Genomic DNA, 17,553 nt, shown 5'->3' with positions numbered 1-17,553 from the left:
GGGCGCGCCCCGCGCCTTCCTTCCAGGTACGGAATCAGTGTCCGCGCAGGTGGTGCCGCTTGCGCCAGGCCACCACGGTGCCCACCACGGCCGGTACGGCGATGAAGGCCATCGCGATCAGGAAGGCGGGGGAGGTCGGCGACGAGGCGCGGGCCCCCGCGACGACGTACGCGGCGGTGTTCGGAACGGATCCGAGTGCCGTCGCGAACAGGAACGGCAGCCAGCCCATGCGGGAGACGGCGGCGCAGTAGTTCGCGGCCCAGAAGGGCACCCCGGGAAACAGTCTCGCCGCCATCATGGAGCGGAAGCCGTGCCGGCTGAGCTGGCCGTCCGCCGCCTGGAGCCAGCGGGCGCGCAGCAGCGGGCGCAGCGCGTCCTGGCCGAGGACGCGGCCCAGGCCGAAGGCGAGCCCGGCACCCAGGACCGTCCCCGCGAGGGCGGCGGCGAGGCCCAGCTGGGAACCGAACAGCGCGCCCGCCGCGAGGTTCAGCAGCGGACGCGGTACGAACGCCACGGTGCACAGTCCGTACGCCGCCCCGAAGACCAGCGCCGCCGCTGCCCCGCCGACCTGGGGCGGCCAGCCGTCGGCGAGCAGCCGCTGGGGCTCGAAGAGCAGGACGCACGACGCCGCGGCGCCGAGCAGAAGAACAAGGAGCGACAGCCGCGACCACGGCGAGAGCAGCGCTCTCGTGCAGCGCGCGGCGAGGCCGCCGGGCGGGGCGACGACGATCACGGCAGGGGAGAGCGGGGAGAGCTCCGAAGCGATGGCCGGGGGAGTGGCCGTGGCGGTGCCCCCAGAGCGGGTGGTGGCATCGAGCATTCGGCGACACTAACCGACGCGTATGTGTGATCGCCGTATGGTTCGTCTCAACGGGGGAACAACCGTGGACACGACCGGCGCGTCCGGTGACACGTGCCTCCCTACCCTGCGGAAACACCACGCCGTGACATGCGCCACTGCTGTGGGAGTTCCCGCCCCGACGAGGCCCCCGTCGCCGGAAAACCATTCGACGTGCGGTGACGCGTCGGCGATGATCGGCCTCATGTTCCGGTACGCCTTCCTCCTCGCAGCGTCCGCAGTCGCGGATGCCCCGAAGGCTGCCGTCCCGATCTTCGCGGCCGCGGTCGACGGCGCTCGAAGCTGACCCTTCCCGGATCGTCCGGCGGACCCCGTAGGGGGAGGGTCGGCGAACTTCCTCGGGGTCCCCGTCCCGGCCGCGTTCTCCGCGCCGGGACCTTCGTTCAGTACCGCTGAAGAGGCTTCGAGGTACCGCCATGTCCAAGACGGCTTACATCCGCACGAAACCGCATCTCAACATCGGCACGATGGGTCACGTCGACCACGGGAAGACCACCCTGACCGCCGCCATCACCAAGGTGCTCGCCGAGCGCGGCTCCGGCACGTTCGTCCCGTTCGACCGGATCGACCGCGCCCCGGAGGAGGCCGCGCGGGGCATCACCATCAACATCGCGCACGTGGAGTACGAGACCGACACCCGGCACTACGCGCACGTGGACATGCCCGGCCACGCCGACTACGTCAAGAACATGGTCACCGGGGCCGCGCAGCTCGACGGGGCGATCCTCGTCGTCTCCGCGCTCGACGGGATCATGCCGCAGACCGCCGAACACGTCCTGCTGGCCAGGCAGGTGGGCGTCGACCACATCGTGGTCGCACTCAACAAGGCCGACGCCGGTGACGAGGAGCTGACGGACCTCGTGGAGCTGGAGGTCCGCGAACTGCTCACCTCCCAGGGGTACGGCGGCGACGCGGTACCCGTCGTACGGGTGTCGGGGCTGAGGGCGCTCGAAGGCGACCCGCGCTGGACGGCGTCGATCGACGCGCTGCTCGACGCGGTGGACACGTATGTGCCCGTCCCCGAGCGGTATCTCGACGCGCCGTTCCTGTTGCCGGTCGAGAACGTGCTCACCATCACCGGCCGGGGCACGGTGGTCACCGGTGCGGTCGAGCGCGGCACGGTCCGGGTGGGCGACCGCGTCGAAGTGCTCGGCGCGGGGATCGAGAGCGTCGTGACGGGGCTGGAGACGTTCGGCAAGCCCATGGAGGAGGCGCAGGCCGGGGACAGCGTGGCGCTGCTGCTGCGCGGGGTGCCGCGTGACGCGGTGCGACGCGGGTATGTGGTCGCGGCGCCCGGCAGTGTCGTGCCGAGCTGCCGGTTCTCCGCGCGGGTGTATGTGCTGTCGACCCGGGAGGGTGGGCGTGCGACGCCGGTGGCCACGGGGTATCGGCCGCAGTTCTACATCCGTACGGCTGATGTGGTCGGAGATGTCGATCTTGGTGAGATCGCGGTCGCGCGGCCCGGTGACACCGTCTCCATGACGGTCGAGCTGGGGCGCGAGGTGCCGTTGGAGCCGGGGCTCGGGTTCGCCATCCGTGAGGGTGGGCGGACTGTGGGGGCGGGGACCGTGACCGCCGTCGTGTGAGGGGGCTGGTGTGAGTGGGGGACCGCGGGCCGTTTGTGGCTGGTCGCGCAGTTCCCCGCGCCCCTTTGGGGCGCTTCATGGCAGGCACAATTGACGGGTGACCGAGTCGATACCCGTTGCCCGTGCCGTTGATCATGGGTTCGCCAAACTGATGCCCGACGTCGACCGTGAGCGTGCCTGGTTGCTCACGGTGGACGGGGCGCCCCAGTCGTACGTCGATCTGGACGACCCGACGTATCTGGAGTTCGAGTACGCGCGCCGGCTCGGGCACGTCCTGGACACCGTCGCGGATCCGGGGCGGGCGCTGGACGTCCTGCACCTCGGTGGTGGCGCGCTCACCCTGCCCCGGTACGTCGCCGCGACCCGGCCCGGTTCCCGGCAGGACGTCGTCGAGGCCGACCGCGGGCTGCTCGACCTGGTCGTGGAACACCTTCCGCTCCCCGCCGACGCGGGCATCGCCCTGCACGCGGCCGACGCCCGCGCCTGGCTCGAAGCCGCCCCCGACGACTCCGCGGATGTGCTTGTCGCCGACGTGTTCGGCGGCTCACGCGTGCCGGCGCACCTGACCTCCCTGACGTACGCCGAAGAAGCCCGGCGGGTGCTGCGCGGTGACGGCGTCTACCTCGCCAACCTGGCCGACGCCGCGCCCTTCGCTTTTCTGCGCTCCCAACTCGCCACGTTCTCAGTGGTGTTCGAGCATCTGGCGCTGATCGCCGAGCCGGGGGTGCTACGGGGCCGGCGCTTCGGCAACGCGGTGCTCGTCGCCGGACACCGCCCTCTCGACCCGGCAGCCCTGGCCCGCCGTGTCGCCTCCGACGCCTTCCCGGCCCGCCTCGAACACGGGCCCGCGCTACGGGAGTTCATCGGGGGCGCCGCACCTGTCCGGGACGAGGAGGCGGTGCCGTCACCGGTGCCGCCGCAAGGGGCCTTCGGGATCGGGTGAGGCTCGGTGCGCGAGGACGGCACCACGGGCGTCAGCCGCCCGTGCTCTCCAACTCGCCCTTCACCGGCGCCTTCTGGGGCGAATCACGGGCGGTCTCCTTCGTGCGCCGGGTGAGGTTCCGTACGTCGCGTACGCACAGGGCAGCCGCCGTCACCACCACGATCAGGGCCGCGCAGCCCCAGAGGGCCGGCGTGCGGCCGAAGGCGTGTTCCGCGGGGCCCGCGAGTGCCGTGGCGAGCGGGAGCAGCGCGACCGAGCCGAACCAGTCGTAAGCGGAGACGCGGGAGAGCTTGTCCTCGGGGATCTCCTGATGCAGCGCGGTCATCCAGCTCACGCCGAACACCTCCTGCGTCACGCCGGTCGTGAACATCACCGCGCAGAGCACGGCCATGGGCGCCGGTACGGCGAGCGCGGCGGCGGGCAGCGCGAGGGGGAACACGCAGAGGGTGCCGGCGAGCAGCAGCCGGCGTGGTCTCCAGCGCGTCATCAGCAGGGCACCGGCGACCGTGCCGGCCCCGAAGGTGGCCAGCGCCAGTCCCCATGGGCCGGCCCCGCCCAGGCTGTCGCGGGCCACCAGCGGGCCGTACACCGACTGGGCGGCGCCGATGACCGCGTTGGCGACGGCGAACTGGACGACGATCACCCACAGCCAGGACCGTCCGGCGAACTCCCGCCAGCCCTCCCGCAGATCGGAGAGCATGCCGCCGCCCGGCTCGCGCGCCGGGATGTGACTCACGTCGAGGAACGAGCGCAGTGCCCCGGCGACGGCGAACGCCACCGCGTCCACCGCGAGGACCCAGCCGGGGCCGAGCACGGCGACCATGGCGCCGCCGAGGGCCGCGCCGCCCAGCGAGGCGCTCTGCATCGCCATCCGGAACACCGCGAAGGCGCGGGCGGCATGGTCGCCCTTGACCGAGGACAGCAGCATGCCCTCGGCCGCGGGACTGAAGAACGCCTGCCCGGTGCCGCCGAGGGCGGTCAGCAGCATCATCTGCCACAGCTGTGGCTCCCCGCCCAGGACCAGCGCCGCGAACGCCGCCTGTGAGAGGCAGTTGAGGGCGTTGGCGGCGACCATCACATGGTGCCGGGGGAGCCGGTCGGCGACCGCGCCGCCGATCAGCAGGAACAGCACCAGCGGCAACGTCCGGGCCGCCGCGACCAGTCCCACGTCACCGGCGTCGCCGCCCGCCTCCAGCACGGCGAACGCGGCGGCGATCGTCGCCCCGTTGCTGCCGAGGTTCGTCACGACCGCCGACGCGGTCAGGAGGCTGTAGTTGCGGCCGGCCCAGTCGGGGCGGCGTGGACGTGTGGTGGGGGAGCCGGCGGAGGTCACCGGGCGACTATCGCCGCCCACCGCCGACTTGCCAATTCATTTCCTGACCCGGCGCGCCCCGGACCGGCCGGTTTCGGCCGGTCCCGTCCACCCGGGTCCCGTCCACCCAGGTCACGCCCCGGTCGGGTCCCCGTGCAGTCGGACCGTGCTCAGGATCTGCATGATGGTCTTGTCGGACACCTCCCCGGTGACGCCTGTGGCGCCGTAGAGGCTCCATGCCACGTAGTCGCCGGCCGAGTTCTTGAAACCGAAGGTGATGGCCTTGCCGTCGCTCGCGCACTTCCCCTTCTGCGGGGTGTTCTTCGAGTGGGCCCGGGCGAAACTGCCCTTGATGCCCGACTTCGTCGTGTACGGAGTCGCCTTCTCGTCGAAGACGAGGCTCTTCTTGTCCGGCTGTGTGTAGCCGCCGTAGACCCACCAGGGGACCTGGTTCAGGGCGACCTCGTCGGCGTTCCTGGCGCCGCTCGCACCCTTGGTGCCCACGGCCGCGAGCGCGGTGTCAGACGTACGGCCGTCCTTGTCGTCGTCCGAGACACACCACTTCGGCTTGTAGTACGCGGGCGCCGACATGGTGATGATCGGCTTGGTGTCGGCCTTGGCGTCGGTCTCCTCGAAGCCGATCAGCGTGCCCGGCGTCTTCACCTCCCAGCCCGCCGGTACGTCGAAGGCCGTGCCCCACTTCGGATTCACGACGACCTTCCACCCGGCGACGGTCGGTTGCTCGGCCTCGGAGTCCCGAGGGTTGTCGTCGGTGGCCGGTGCGGACGCGGAGGCCGAATCACCGGGGTCCGCCGATTCGGAGGCGGGCGTCGACGCGGGCGCGGACCGCTTGTCCTTGTCGCCCGCGCCCGCCTGCTCGTCCTTGTCGCCGCCCAGGACCAGGAAACCGGTCACACCGGCCGTGATCACGACAGCGATGGCCGCCACGATCGCGGTGGCCTTCGTCCGGTTCCCGCCTCCGTCCGACGGTGGCTGCGGGGCGCCCGTCGGCGCCGGAGCACCCCAGGCCGGCTGCGGCTGGTGCTGCGGGGGCTGGGTGTAGGGGTTGGGCTGCGGATATCCGGTCTGCTGGTATCCGGGTTGCTGATACGGGTTCGGCTGCTGATAGCCCGCCTGCTGGTAGGGATTGTGCGGCGGGACCTGCGCCTGCTGCGGATGGTGCGGGTCCTGCGGATTCTGCTCGCCCCCGGGCGGCTGCTCTTCTGGCCACATGGCCGGTAACGATACGGCGATCCGCGGGCCCGATTCGGCCCGAGCCGCCATGCGGTCGTCGCCGACCGGTGGAAGCGCGCTGTAGGCGGTGTCGGTGGTGACGAAATGGACGTTGTCCGGCCCTATGTCGGAATATCTGCTGGTATCCCGCGACAGTTGGCCGGCTGTCGGAGCCGCTATGACCCGGTAGGTCCACGGACCTACCGGGTCATAGTCGTTTTTTGCTCCGAGATCCGACTGCCGCCGACCGGGACGGGTGATCAACTCGGCGCGGGTGGCCGTCAGTTGGCCCCGGGGTCCCGGCCCGGCGTGGGCCGTCTCCCGCGGCGCCGGAAGATGAAGATTGTGTGTGCCATCCGGGTGCTCACGCACACAACTCGGCCGGTGTCGGAGGTGCAATTTCGAATGCCGGTACGGATACCGGCGGTAACACATCTGAATTCCTTTCGTTTTGAACTTTGGTCACTCGTACTGCTTGTTTATGGTGAGACGTGTGTGCGAGTGTGGGCCAACTCGCGCGGGGGCGGAGGGCAGACCCCCTTGTCCCGCTCGGGATTCCGTGCCGGTCGACCCGAAAGTCCCCCAGCTGACGAGTCGTAGGTACGCACCAACCGGGCACCTGATTTCCCGTGGATGTGCAATTAGCTCGTGCCGTCCTACGGCTTGGAAGGAAATAGGTTCTGTGCAATCCCCTCCCCCACCGCGTCCGCCCTACCCGCCTCGTCCTGGCATGGTCCAGGGGGAATCCGACACGAACCTCGCCGCGCGACTGCGAGGGCACGTGGAGGGTGAGAGTGCGTACGCCGTCGCACTACTGCTGGCGCGGCACTGGCAGTCGACGTACGACTACGCGGCCATCTGTCTCGCGGTCGAGGGCGACCTCGCCACGATGGCCGCCACGTCGGCCTTCCACCGAGTGCTCGGGTTGCTGGAGCGCGGTGAGTCGAATCGGGCGCTGCGACCCCAACTCCTCGTGGCGGTAAGGGAAACGGTCCGGGAGTGGTCTGCCGAGGACGGTATTTCGGCGGTGCTGCCGGAACTCCGTAAACCCACCGGTGGGCGTGGTCTACGCGCGGCGAGGGCTCGGACATCCGAGAATCGGCAACTGGCCGAGCGGTCATTCGGCGTCCTGCCGAGAGCGGCCCAATACCTGCTCTGGCACACCGAGGTCGAGGCCGAGCCCCTTTCCGTACCGGCCGGTCTGGTGGGGGTTGACTCCGTAAGCGCTGCGACAGCGCTGGAACAGGCCCGCGAGCAATTCCGCACCGCTTGTGTACACGCCCATCGTGAACTCGCGCCGTCCAACGAATGCCGCTTCTACAACCGCCTGCTGGACGTTCCGATCCGACGTGGTGGCGCCCTGTTGCCCGATGTCGAGCAGCATCTGCTGGGGTGCCGTCACTGCCGGCACGCCGCTGAGCAACTCAGCCATTTCGAAGGCGAACTCGGCACGCTCATCGCCGAGGCCGTGCTCGGCTGGGGAGCCCGCCGGTATCTCGACTCCCGTCCGGGACGTGGTGGCCCGGGTGCCTTCCCCCGTAAGCCGGCCGCCCGCGGCGGCGGCAGCGGGCGGGGCTCCGGCAGCGGTGGACGCCATCGGCTCATGGCCCATCTCCCTCTGGCCGAGGACCGGTTCGTCCTCCCGGGGAGGCGCAGGCGCGCCGTGGCCGTCGGAGTGGGTGTGATGTCCTTCGCGCTGCTCGCGAGCGTGCTCGGTGCCCGCAACTGGTCGCACGACAGCACTGTGCCGACGGCCACCTGGGGGACGGCCAGCGGCTACTCGGCCGGACCGGGGGTCGCCTCCCCGAGCCCCGCCGACCCGGGGTCGGCCTCGCCGTCTCAGGGCGACGGGTCGTCGACGGCCCCCGCCGCCTATCCCGGCGCGGGGCAACACGGCAGGCTGCACCACGACGCCACCGGCCTGTGCCTGGACATCCGGGGCGGCCGGGTCCTGGCCGGCGCCGGTACGCGGCTGGCCGTGTGCTCGTCCGCCCTGACCCAGCAGTGGTCGTACGAGTACGACGGACTCCTGCGCAGCCTCGCCGACCCGAGGCTGTGCCTCGACTCCCACGGCGCCGACGGAGACGTCGTCCTCTCCGGTTGCGTCGGGTCCGCCGCCGACGAGGTTCGCTACGACCTCACCGTCCAGGGCGAACTGCTGCCCCGCTGGCGCGAGGAACTGGCGGTCGTGCCCGTCACGCTCCGGGCCGGTGCGGACGTCGTGGTCAAGCCGAGGTCCGGGTCCGCGGGGGAGACCTGGACGCTCGTGCCCGAGCGGTCCGCCTCCGACTCCGGCAAGAAGGGGGACCGGCAGGAGAGCGACGGGGCGGCGACAGGTGGCAAGGAGGACAAGGCGGACAAGGACGCGAAGGGCGGGGAGGAGGAGCCGAAGCCGAAGGGAAAGGGGGAGACCGGTCCGAACGGCACGCAACAGGGGCCCGAGTCCCATTCCGGTGACGGGACCTCGGGAGCACCCGGGGCGTCCGAGCCCTCGCCCGAGGCCACTTCCGACCAGCAGTTCGAGACGCGGTACGTCGCGGACGACGGCACCGAGCAGCAGCCCGCGCCCATCCCGGCGGCGGACCTGCAGCAGCCGCTGGACGCCGTGAAGGCCGTCGTGGTCTCGGCGGTGCGGGCGGTCGGCTCGCTCACACAGGTGTCGGGTCGCTCGCCCAGCTGACTGACACGAGTCAGATCCGAACGGGAGCGTCGGCGCGAGCCGCGGGATGCGGGCGCGGACCCGGTGTCACCTCGACCCGGTAGGCTTCCCGGCGTGTGCCCATGGCCGGGCGCGCGCCGGGAACGCGGACGTACCGGGCTACGGCGAGATCGGAAGGAAACCGGCGTTGCACGTGCAGGAATGGCTGGAGACGATCCCCGCTGTCAGCATCTACGCCCTGGTGGGGCTGGTCATCGGGCTGGAGAGTCTGGGCATTCCACTGCCGGGCGAGATCATTCTGGTCTCCGCCGCGCTGCTCGCCTCCCAGCACGGCGAGATAGACCCGTTCGTCCTCGGCGCGTGTGCGAGTGCCGGCGCGATCATCGGTGACTCCATCGGCTACGCCATCGGCCGCAAGGGCGGTCGGCCGCTGCTGGCCTGGCTCGGCGCGAAGTTCCCCAAGCACTTCGGTGAGGGACACATCGCCACCGCCGAGCGTTCCTTCGAGAAGTGGGGCATGTGGGCCGTCTTCTTCGGCCGCTTCGTCGCGCTGCTGCGGATCTTCGCGGGGCCCCTCGCGGGAGTGCTGCGGATGCCGTACTGGAAGTTCCTGATCGCCAACGTACTGGGCGGGATCATCTGGGCGGGCGGTACGACGGCGGTCATCTACTACGTGGGCGTGGTCGCGGAGTCCTGGCTGAAGCGGTTCTCGTGGCTGGGCCTGGTGCTGGCGGTGCTGTTCGGTCTGACGTCGATGCTGGTGCTCAAGCGCAAGGCCAAGAAGGCGCAGGGTGCTTTGCGCGACGTGGAGACCGTAGGGGCTGCGGACTGACCTTGGGCACGGGTTGACCGTGACTTGTCGCGCGGTTCCCCGCGCCCCTTGGGCGCGCCGCTCTACTCGTGGATCTGCCGGTGGGCCTTCGCCAGTTCCGCGTAGTGCGTCCCGTTGAGGGTTACGCCCTGGCGTTCCTCCTCCGTCAGCTCCCGCCGTACCTTCGCCGGCACGCCCGCCACCAGTGAGCCCGGCGGGATCCGCATCCCCTGCGGTACCAGTGCCTGCGCCGCCACCAGTGAACCCGCGCCGATGACAGCGCCGTTCAACACGGTCGCGCCCATGCCGATCAGACAGTCGTCCTCGACCGTCGCGCCGTGCACCACCGCGTTGTGGCCCACGGAGACCCGCTCGCCGATCGTCACGGGAAAGCCCGGATCGGCGTGCAGCGTGCAGTTGTCCTGGATGTTGCTCCGGGTACCGACGGAGATCCGCTCCACGTCGCCGCGCAGCACCGCCCCGTACCAGACGCTGGACCCTGCCTGAAGGGTCACGTCCCCGATCACCGAGGACGTGGGCGCCACGAACGCCTCCTCGTCCACCTTCGGTTCCCTGCCGCCGATGCCGGTGATCAACGCCTTGTGCGTCATCGCGCCTCCTGGTCCTCGAATGCGTCGACGGTACGCCACCTGCGTGGGGCGAAGATCACAGGTGTACGGCATGCTGGCCCCGCCCGGCCGTGAGTACGGTGTGCGGGTGCCCAAGCCCAAGAACACGTTCTCGTCATGGCGGCGTCGGCTGGCGCAGCGCGCGGTGCACGCGGGCTGGGCCTGGGTGCAGCGCACGGGTTCCGTGACCGCCGAGAGCCCCGGGCGGCTGAGCTTCCGGGCGATGGGAACAGGTACCAGGCTCGCCTTCCCGCTGGGCACGGTCTTCGGTGAACCCTGGATCGAGCTGGGCTCCCACTGCATCGTCGGCGAGCAGGTGACCCTGACGGCCGGTCTGATGCCGGACCTCGACCTCGGCCCCGACCCCATTCTGCGTATCGGCGACGGAGTCGTCCTCGGCCGCGGCAGCCATGTCATCGCCGACACGACGGTGACCATCGGCAGCGACTGCTACTTCGGGCCGTATGTGTACGTGACGTCCACCAACCATTCGTACGACGATCCGCACGAGCCCATCGGCAAGCAGTGGCCGCGGATGGAGCCGGTGGAGATCGGCCCGGGCTGCTGGATCGGCACCGGTGCGGTGATCCTGCCGGGGGCGCGGATCGGGCGGAACGTGGTGGTGGCCGCCGGGGCGGTGGTACGCGGAACGGTGCCCGACCACGCGGTGGTGGCGGGGGCCCCGGCCCGCGTCGTACGCCGCTGGACGCCGGCCGGTGGCTGGCGCCCGCCGCTGCGGACACCGGCCCCGACACCGATACCGGAGGGGACCACTCCGGACCAGTTGCGGGCGTTGGCGGAGTTGGACGAGGGGGCTGTGGCGCGGCTGGCGGAGTTGGACGCCGGGGAGCACGTCGGGGACGTACGCGCCGAGTCCTGATCCCGGCGGATGCCGTGACCGGCGGTCAGCCGGTGGCGAGCAGGAGCGTGCCCACCAGGGCCAGGCCCGCGCCCGCCGCCTGGACCGCGCGCAGGCGTTCGCTGAGGAAGCCACGTGCCGCCAGGGCGGTGACCACCGGGTAGAGCGAGGCGAGTACGGCGGCCACGGTGACCGGGCCGTGCTGGGCGGCGATCGAGTAGGTGCCGTTGGCGGCGACATCGGCGAGGCCGACGAAGCCGAGCGCGGGGAGCAGGCGCCAGGGGAAGCCGTCTGCCGGGAGGGCGGTGCCACCCCGGCGGACCGAGACGTACAGTGCCGCGCCGCCGACGGCCACGTTCGTCAGGCGCTGGACGAAGAGCGCGAGGAACAGGCCGGTGATCGTGGTCGACGCCTCCGCGATCAGGGCGAACACGGTGCCGAAGCCGAACGCCGCGAGCAGGCTCAGCAGGATCGCCCGGCGCTGCACGGGCGCGCCCCTGAGCTGCGGGCCGCCCGCGAGCAGGACCCCGACGACGGCGACCGCGATCCCCGCGAACTGGAGCAGCCCGGGACGCTCGCCGAGGAAGAGCCCCACGCTGATGGGGACGGCGACGCCGAGGGAGCCGAGCGGGGAGACGACCCCCATCGGGCCCAGGGCGAGCGCCTTGTAGAAGGAGAGCAGGGCCACCGGTCCGGCCACGCCCGCGGCGACCGCGAACCAGAGCCTCGGACCTGCCTCGCTCCAGCCGCCGGTCAGGACCACGATCGTGCCGAGCACGACCGCCGCCATCGACTGGGAGACCACGACCACCGTCAACGCGGACATGCGCCGGGTCAGCAGGCCGCCGCCGAAGTCGGCCAGCCCCCAGAGCAGGCTGGTGACCAGGGCGAAGAATGCGGTCATGAGGACGCCTCGCAGTACAGTGGAGTGAACGATTCGGTGCACCACACGGTAGTACATTGAAGTGAACCTTGCCATGCAAGATGTTGCACTCAGGATTGTGCGGCAGGATGAGGCCTGAAGTGGAAGCGGTAGCCGAAGCCGATGACCGCGCCGAAGGCAAGAGTGTCGGACGAGAACTGGGACGGAACATTGTCGGACCTCGACCTGCTGACCCAGTCCCTGGCGCGCAGCGTGAAGCGCTGGCGCGCCGAGCGGGGCTTCACCCTGGAGACGCTCGCCGCCCGTGCCGGAGTGAGCCGCGGGATGCTCATCCAGATCGAACAGGCCCGCACCAACCCGAGCCTCGGCACGGTCGTGAAGATCGGCGACGCGCTCGGCGTCAGCATCACCACCCTGCTCGACCACGAACAGGGCCCGAAGGTCCGGATCATCCCCGCCGACCAGGCCGTGCGGCTGTGGCACAACGACGCGGGCAGCTACAACCGGCTTCTGGCGGGCACCGAGGCGCCGGGCCCGCTGGAACTGTGGGACTGGCGGCTCATGCCCGGCGACAGCAGCCCGTCCGACCCGCACCCCGCGGGCACGTTCGAGATCCTCCACGTCACGGCGGGCGAACTGACGCTCACGGTCGACGGAGTCGAACACCGCGTCCCGGCCGGCGCGAGCGCCACCTTCGAGGCCAACGTCCCCCACACATACGGCAATGACGGCGCCCTGCCGGTGGAGATGCTGATGTCGGTGTCGGTCCCGCCGGTGAGCTGAGCCGCCCGGCCGAAGGCCCGCCCGAGGCTGTTGGCGTGCCGTCATGCGCGCGCCCATCGGAGACTTCGACTCCGCCACCCCGGCCCCCGACTGCCTCGGCGAACTGTGTGGTCGTGGCCGGCCGGTGCGGCGGCGGGACCACCCTCGCCGTGTGTCTCGTCCTCTCCACCACCCGGGTCGATGTGAACGGCGTGGTGCGCCGCCAACTCGGCGCCCGCAAGGCGTCGTTCGCGCAGATGGACACGGCCGTCGGGGAGAGCGGCATGGAGTGCGGAGGCATCACGCCGATCGGGCTCCCGGAATCCTGGCCCCTGTTGGTCGACTCCGCCGTTGTCGACCTCCCCTGGGTGCTGGTCGGCAGCAGGCGGCGGCGCGGCAAGCTGCTGGTGCCCGGGAAGGCGTTCGCCGGGCTTCCGGGAGCCGTGGTGGTGGCCGGGCTGGGCGTCGACTGACGGACTGGCGGGCTGACGGCGGGTCGTCCTGGCCCGGGTGGGCCGGAGTCGGCTACGGCGCCTCGCGGTTCCCGGTGTCAGTGGTCGGCGTCCCTGCCGATGTACACGTCGGCGAACGCCGCTGCCGCCGCCGGGGAGTTGAGGATGCGACGCAGCCGGGCCAGGGTGGTGCCGGAGCGGTACGGGTCGCCCGACGACGCCCCGTGGTAGATGTCGGACAGCCACAGGGAGAACTCCTGGTACTGCCAGACGCGCCGCAGACACGCCTTCGAGTAGCCGTTGAGGGCGTCCGGGTCGCCCTTCGTGAGGTAGTCGACGAGTCCGTCGCCGAGCAGGAAGGCGTCGTGCAGGGCGAGGTTCATTCCCTTGGCGGCGATGGGAGCGGTGAGATGGGCCGCGTCACCGGCAAGGAAGAGCCGCCCGAACTGCATCGGCTCCACCACGTAGTTGTGCATGTCGAGAACGCGCTTCTCGATCAGACGGCCCTCGTTGAGCGGGGGAGCCCCCAACGCGCCCAGCCGTTCGTGGAGTTCGGCCCAGACGCGGTCGTCCGGCCAGTTCTCCGGATCGTCCCCGGGCGGGCATTCCAGGTAGTAGCGGGTGACCTCGGGCCCCCGGGCCATGTGCCCGGCGAAGCCGCGCGGATGGATGCCGAACATCACGCAGTCGTTGGACGGCGGCGCCTCGGCGAGAAGGGCCAGCCAGCCGATGCCGTAGTCGTGCCGCGCGACCCGGGAGTGCTCCGCCGGGATCGCCGTACGGGTCACTCCACGTGCCCCGTCGCATCCGGCGATGAACTCGCCCTGCACGTACTCTCGTTGACTCGTCTCCGCGGAGACGTAGGACACGGCGGGCCGGTCGGTGTCGAGGTCGTGGACGAGCACGTCCCGCACGCCGAACCGGATGTCGCCGCCGTGCACGTCGGCGTACTCGCGCACCAGGTCCGTCACCAACAGCGGCTGGGGATAGGCGAAGTGGCGGTGGCCCGACAGCTCGGCGTACTCGAAACGATGGCGTCGGCCGTCGAACCGGAACTCGCACTTGGTGTGCGTACCCGCCCGTTCGAGCAACGTGTCGGCCAGACCACGCTGTTGGAGCGCGCGTACCGCCCACTCCTCGATGAACCCGGCCCGGGGGTGCCGCTCGATGAACTCCCGGTTCTCCGTCTCCAGCACCACACAGTCGAGGCCGGCTGCCCGCAGGATGTTGCCGACGGTGAGACCGGCGGGTCCGGCGCCCACGATCACCACCGGGGACTGTTGCGCGGAGGGGGAGTTGGGCGTGGGGCCGGAGGGCGGTGAGGCGAAAGTCACTCCTGCATTATGTCGACCGCCCGCCGTGGTCGGGTAACTCCCACTGTTCGTGAGGCTGCCGGAAACCGGGGAGTGTTCGAGAGTCAGCCGAGGCGCGGCAGCTCGATGGCCGGGCAGCGGTCCATGACCATGTCGAGGCCGGCGGCCCTGGTGCGGTCGTACGCGGCCTCGTCGATGACGTCGAGCTGGAACCAGACGGCCTTGGCGCCGATCGCGGTCGCCTCGTCGGCGACCCCACCGGCGAGGGCACTGTTCACGAAGACGTCGACGACATCGACGTCGAAGGGGATGTCGGCCAGCGTGGCGTAACCCTGCTCGCCGTGGACCGTCTCGGCCTTCGGGTGGACGGGGACGATCCGCTTGCCGTGGCGTTGGAGGACCTCGGCCACCCGGTAGGCGGCGCGCTGCGAGTTCGACGACAGGCCAACGATCGCCCAGGTGTCGCCTCGCTCGGTCAGGATCTTGCGGATCGTCGCTGAGTCGCCGTACACGGCCGGCCTCCTGGGTGTTCGAACAGCCTCTGTTGTGCGTGACAACAGTGGCTGGGCTGCGGTGATTCCCCGCCGTTGGCACCGGCGGGGGTGGCCGGGGGCCCGGCCGTTGCATGATGTGTCGTGTGGTTGCTGACACGGGACGGCGGGGGAGTGTGACGGGCGGAGCGGCGAAGGTCCGGTCGGGGGAGTACCGGGCGGGTGGTGAGGGCGAGGAAGGGGCGGCCCGTACGGGCCGGCCCCGGGTGACCTCACGGGCCGCTCTCGAACGTCTGGGCTTCGAGCTGTTCGCCCGGCAGGGCTTCGACGCCACGACGGTCGACGACATCGCCGCCGCCGCCGGTATCGGCCGACGTACCTTCTTCCGCTATTTCGCGTCCAAGAACGACCTTGTGTGGGGCGACTTCGAGGACCAGTTGCGCGGGTTCGAGGAGCTGCTGGCGGCGACCGATCCGGCCGCTCCGATGATGGACGCGCTGCGTGGCGCGGTGGTCGAGTTCAACCGTTTCGACCCGGCGGTGGTGCCCTGGCATCGGCAGCGGATGACGCTCATCCTGCGGGTGCCGACGCTGCAGGCCGACTCGACCGTGCGGTACGCGACCTGGCGGGAGCTGGTCACGGCGTTCGCCGCGCGGCGGATGGGGCGGTCGGTGTCCGATCTGGAGCCGAGGCTGCTTGGCCATGCGGCGCTGGCCGCGTGTATTGCCGCGTATGAGCACTGGTTGACGGAGCCGGAGGGGAGTTTGGGTGCGTTGTTGGATCAGGCGATGCGGCAGGTTGGGGTGGGGTTCGGTGGGGGTGTCTCCGACGGGTGAGCGGGAGTAGGGGTTCGGGTTCGTGGGTTGGTGCTGCGCCGTCGTGGCTGGTTGCGCAGTTCCCCGCGCCCCTTGGGGGAATGGTGCGCAGTTTCTCGCGTTCCTCGGGGGCTATTCGGTGGAGCGCATCGCGTTTGCTATTAGTTCGCCTATGAGGACGGCTGTTGCCGCTGGGCCGCGTAGAGGGGGTGTGGGGAGGATTGAGGTGTCTGCTACTCGGAGGCCCTTTATGCCGTGCACCCTTCCTTGGGGGTCCACCGCGGGGCCCAGGGGGATCGTGGCGCAGGTGTGGTGGGCGGTGGCCAGGTGGGCGTGGATCCAGGTGTCGAGGGATCGGTCGTCGTTCAGTATCTCGGGGGTCGGGTCGAGCAGACCGGCGGAGATCCTGACGAAGGCCGGGGTGGCCAGCAGTTCGGCGGTCGTGCGGATCGCCTCGCGCATCCGGCGTCTGTCGTCTGGGGTCCGCAGGTAGTTGTGGTCGAGGCTCGGGGGTACGGCGGGGTCGGCGGACCAGGTGCGCATCCGGCCCCCGAGGCCGGGCGACTGGACGGACACGAGGAATGCCAGAGGCGCGCCGGGGACGCTCACCGTTCCGTCGGCCAGTCCGGACAGGGGGACGAGTGACTGGAGGACTTCCAGGTCGCCGCCGGGGTGGTCGCCGTCCGACGAGGGCAGATGCAGACCTCCGCCGAGCCAGGAGCCGATCGGTTCCGGGAGGGGCGTACGGGGAGTCCACTCCAGGACGACCTGGGGGTGGTCGCCGAACCGGACCCCGACGGAGGGGGCGTCCCGTACGACGGGGATGCCGATGCGGTCCAGGTCGCCGCGCGGTCCGATGCCCGAGAGGTGCAGGAGATGCGGGGAGCGCAACGCCCCCGCGCACAGGACGACCTCACCGCACTCGACGAGCTCACGGTGTCCGTCGCGCTCGACGACCACTCCGGTCGCGCGGCCGTGCTCGACGACGACCCGGTGGACCGTACTGCCGCCCCGCACCGTCAGGTTGGGCCGGTCGAGGGCCGGCAGCAGGTAGCTGACGCCGGTGTTGAGGCGCACTCCGTCGACCACGTTGCAGGGGACCGGGCCGAACCCCGGTTCCCGCTGGGCGTTCTTGTCGGGCTCCGGCGGAAAGCCCAGGTGGCGGGCCGCGTCCCGGAACGCGAGGGCGGCGGGGTGCCGCAGGTCCGTGCGCCGCACCCGTATCGGTCCCGCCGTTCCGTGCGTGGGGTCGGCGCCGTGGTCGAGGTCGGTCTCCAGGGCCCGTAGGAACGGCAGCGCACCGTCGTACGACCAATCCGTGCCGCCCACCGTCGACCAGCGGTCGAAGTCCTCGCGCCTGGCCCGGACGAAGTAGCCGCCGTTGACCGTCGTCGAGCCGCCGAGGTAGCGCCCCCGGACGACCGTGTACGGGCGTCGAGGTGTGAGGTGCGCCGGGTACGGCTGGACCGCGGGCGTTCCTGGCTGTGCGCCGGGCACGAGTCGGGCGTCCAGCAACTCGGCCGGAAACGCCGAGAGTCGCCTCGGCACCGGGCCCGACTCCAGTACCAGCACGGTGCGTTCGGGGTCCTCGGTCAGCCGGGCCGCGAGCACGGCACCGCTGCCGCCGGCCCCTGTCACGATGACGTCCGGCTTCATCTCGGCCTGTTTCAAAGGGAGTTGGCTCTCTCCTGTGTCCCTCGCGGTCCTCGTCGTGCCCGTCCCCTTCACTTTCGGCACCCGGTGCCATTATTCTCCGGATGTCCGTCGGAAGCGATGCACAGGGAGAGTCGCATGAACGAGTTCCATGACACCCGGTCCGTCCCGGCCAGCGAGATCCAGGACGCTCGGACCCCGGCCGCAGAGCCGCCGGAGCCGCTGATCGAGGCCGACGACCTGATCGAGGAGGTCTCCATCGACGGCATGTGCGGCGTCTACTAGGCCGCCCG

16 protein-coding genes and 1 pseudogene are annotated in these 17,553 nt (G+C 70.9%); 9 read left to right on the top strand and 8 right to left on the bottom strand.

Features of this window, described 5'->3' with window-relative positions:
- Positions 1-34: 34 nt before the first annotated feature.
- Entirely contained in the window at positions 35-820 is a 786-nt protein-coding gene (locus PV734_RS17300) for a TVP38/TMEM64 family protein (RefSeq protein ID WP_319095570.1), read from the bottom strand.
- A gap of 455 nt (positions 821-1,275) precedes the next feature.
- On the opposite strand from PV734_RS17300, the gene tuf reads away from it, so the two are divergent.
- A complete protein-coding gene (gene tuf, locus PV734_RS17295; protein WP_319290188.1) occupies positions 1,276-2,445 on the top strand; it encodes an elongation factor Tu in 1,170 nt (389 codons plus the stop codon).
- A gap of 97 nt (positions 2,446-2,542) precedes the next feature.
- On the top strand, positions 2,543-3,388 hold the full coding sequence (locus PV734_RS17290; RefSeq protein ID WP_319095572.1) for a fused MFS/spermidine synthase: 846 nt from the start codon (positions 2,543-2,545) through the stop codon (positions 3,386-3,388).
- 31 nt (positions 3,389-3,419) lie between these two features.
- Here PV734_RS17290 and PV734_RS17285 read toward each other — a convergent pair whose 3' ends face one another.
- Positions 3,420-4,721 (bottom strand): MFS transporter, encoded by a 1,302-nt coding sequence (locus PV734_RS17285; protein ID WP_319095573.1) that lies wholly within the window; start codon positions 4,719-4,721, stop codon positions 3,420-3,422.
- A 111-nt stretch (positions 4,722-4,832) separates the two neighbouring features.
- Positions 4,833-5,933 carry a hypothetical protein gene (locus PV734_RS17280; protein ID WP_319095574.1) on the bottom strand — a complete coding sequence of 367 codons (1,101 nt, stop codon included), beginning with the start codon at positions 5,931-5,933 and terminating at the stop codon, positions 4,833-4,835.
- 730 nt (positions 5,934-6,663) lie between these two features.
- On the opposite strand from PV734_RS17280, the gene PV734_RS17275 reads away from it, so the two are divergent.
- The gene (locus tag PV734_RS17275) at positions 6,664-8,613 is read left to right on the top strand and encodes an RICIN domain-containing protein (protein ID WP_319290185.1); all 1,950 of its coding nucleotides are present in this window, start codon (positions 6,664-6,666) and stop codon (positions 8,611-8,613) included.
- A gap of 166 nt (positions 8,614-8,779) precedes the next feature.
- Positions 8,780-9,424, top strand: coding sequence for a DedA family protein (locus tag PV734_RS17270; protein ID WP_319095576.1), 645 nt, complete (start codon positions 8,780-8,782; stop codon positions 9,422-9,424).
- 62 nt (positions 9,425-9,486) lie between these two features.
- Here PV734_RS17270 and PV734_RS17265 read toward each other — a convergent pair whose 3' ends face one another.
- Positions 9,487-10,014, bottom strand: coding sequence for a gamma carbonic anhydrase family protein (locus PV734_RS17265; protein WP_319290184.1), 528 nt, complete (start codon positions 10,012-10,014; stop codon positions 9,487-9,489).
- A 106-nt stretch (positions 10,015-10,120) separates the two neighbouring features.
- Between PV734_RS17265 and PV734_RS17260 the strand changes: the two genes are divergently transcribed.
- On the top strand, positions 10,121-10,912 hold the full coding sequence (locus PV734_RS17260; protein WP_319095730.1) for an acyltransferase: 792 nt from the start codon (positions 10,121-10,123) through the stop codon (positions 10,910-10,912).
- 25 nt (positions 10,913-10,937) lie between these two features.
- On the opposite strand, the gene PV734_RS17255 is transcribed toward PV734_RS17260, so the two are convergent.
- On the bottom strand, positions 10,938-11,795 hold the full coding sequence (locus tag PV734_RS17255) for a DMT family transporter (RefSeq protein WP_319095578.1): 858 nt from the start codon (positions 11,793-11,795) through the stop codon (positions 10,938-10,940).
- 189 nt (positions 11,796-11,984) lie between these two features.
- Between PV734_RS17255 and PV734_RS17250 the strand changes: the two genes are divergently transcribed.
- Both PV734_RS17250 and PV734_RS17245 read left to right on the top strand, forming a co-directional pair.
- Positions 11,985-12,557, top strand: coding sequence for an XRE family transcriptional regulator (locus PV734_RS17250; RefSeq protein ID WP_319095731.1), 573 nt, complete (start codon positions 11,985-11,987; stop codon positions 12,555-12,557).
- A 43-nt stretch (positions 12,558-12,600) separates the two neighbouring features.
- A pseudogene (locus PV734_RS17245) lies at positions 12,601-13,009 on the top strand (YbaK/EbsC family protein).
- A 77-nt stretch (positions 13,010-13,086) separates the two neighbouring features.
- Here the strand turns inward: PV734_RS17245 and PV734_RS17240 are convergent.
- Both PV734_RS17240 and PV734_RS17235 read right to left on the bottom strand, forming a co-directional pair.
- Positions 13,087-14,259 carry a 4-hydroxybenzoate 3-monooxygenase gene (locus PV734_RS17240; protein WP_319290211.1) on the bottom strand — a complete coding sequence of 391 codons (1,173 nt, stop codon included), beginning with the start codon at positions 14,257-14,259 and terminating at the stop codon, positions 13,087-13,089.
- 146 nt (positions 14,260-14,405) lie between these two features.
- Entirely contained in the window at positions 14,406-14,813 is a 408-nt protein-coding gene (locus PV734_RS17235) for a CoA-binding protein (RefSeq protein ID WP_319290182.1), read from the bottom strand.
- Between the two features lie 125 nt (positions 14,814-14,938).
- Between PV734_RS17235 and mftR the strand changes: the two genes are divergently transcribed.
- Entirely contained in the window at positions 14,939-15,628 is a 690-nt protein-coding gene (gene mftR / locus PV734_RS17230; RefSeq protein WP_319290180.1) for a mycofactocin system transcriptional regulator, read from the top strand.
- A 111-nt stretch (positions 15,629-15,739) separates the two neighbouring features.
- Here mftR and mftG read toward each other — a convergent pair whose 3' ends face one another.
- The gene (gene mftG / locus PV734_RS17225) at positions 15,740-17,278 is read right to left on the bottom strand and encodes a mycofactocin system GMC family oxidoreductase MftG (RefSeq protein WP_319290178.1); all 1,539 of its coding nucleotides are present in this window, start codon (positions 17,276-17,278) and stop codon (positions 15,740-15,742) included.
- 120 nt (positions 17,279-17,398) lie between these two features.
- Here mftG and mftA point away from each other — a divergent pair, with 120 nt between their 5' ends.
- On the top strand, positions 17,399-17,545 hold the full coding sequence (gene mftA / locus PV734_RS17220) for a mycofactocin precursor MftA (RefSeq protein ID WP_319095582.1): 147 nt from the start codon (positions 17,399-17,401) through the stop codon (positions 17,543-17,545).
- Positions 17,546-17,553: the final 8 nt, after the last annotated feature.

Source organism: Streptomyces sp. AK08-02, from assembly GCF_033795085.1.
In the GTDB taxonomy this organism is placed as follows: Bacteria; Actinomycetota; Actinomycetes; order Streptomycetales; family Streptomycetaceae; genus Streptomyces; species Streptomyces echiniscabiei.
Note: the sequence above shows the minus strand (reverse complement) of the source record. Positions and strands in the feature narration are given on the sequence as shown.

What these genes read in the sequence shown, in the direction of transcription:
- PV734_RS17300 (WP_319095570.1), bottom strand. Translation starts at nt 820, where the DNA reads ATGCTCGATGCCACCACCCGCTCTGGGGGCACCGCCACGGCCACTCCC.
- PV734_RS17255 (WP_319095578.1), bottom strand. Translation starts at nt 11,795, where the DNA reads ATGACCGCATTCTTCGCCCTGGTCACCAGCCTGCTCTGGGGGCTGGCC.
- mftA (WP_319095582.1), top strand. Translation starts at nt 17,399, where the DNA reads ATGAACGAGTTCCATGACACCCGGTCCGTCCCGGCCAGCGAGATCCAG.
- PV734_RS17280 (WP_319095574.1), bottom strand. Translation starts at nt 5,933, where the DNA reads ATGTGGCCAGAAGAGCAGCCGCCCGGGGGCGAGCAGAATCCGCAGGAC.
- PV734_RS17265 (WP_319290184.1), bottom strand. Translation starts at nt 10,014, where the DNA reads ATGACGCACAAGGCGTTGATCACCGGCATCGGCGGCAGGGAACCGAAG.
- PV734_RS17275 (WP_319290185.1), top strand. Translation starts at nt 6,664, where the DNA reads ATGGTCCAGGGGGAATCCGACACGAACCTCGCCGCGCGACTGCGAGGG.
- tuf (WP_319290188.1), top strand. Translation starts at nt 1,276, where the DNA reads ATGTCCAAGACGGCTTACATCCGCACGAAACCGCATCTCAACATCGGC.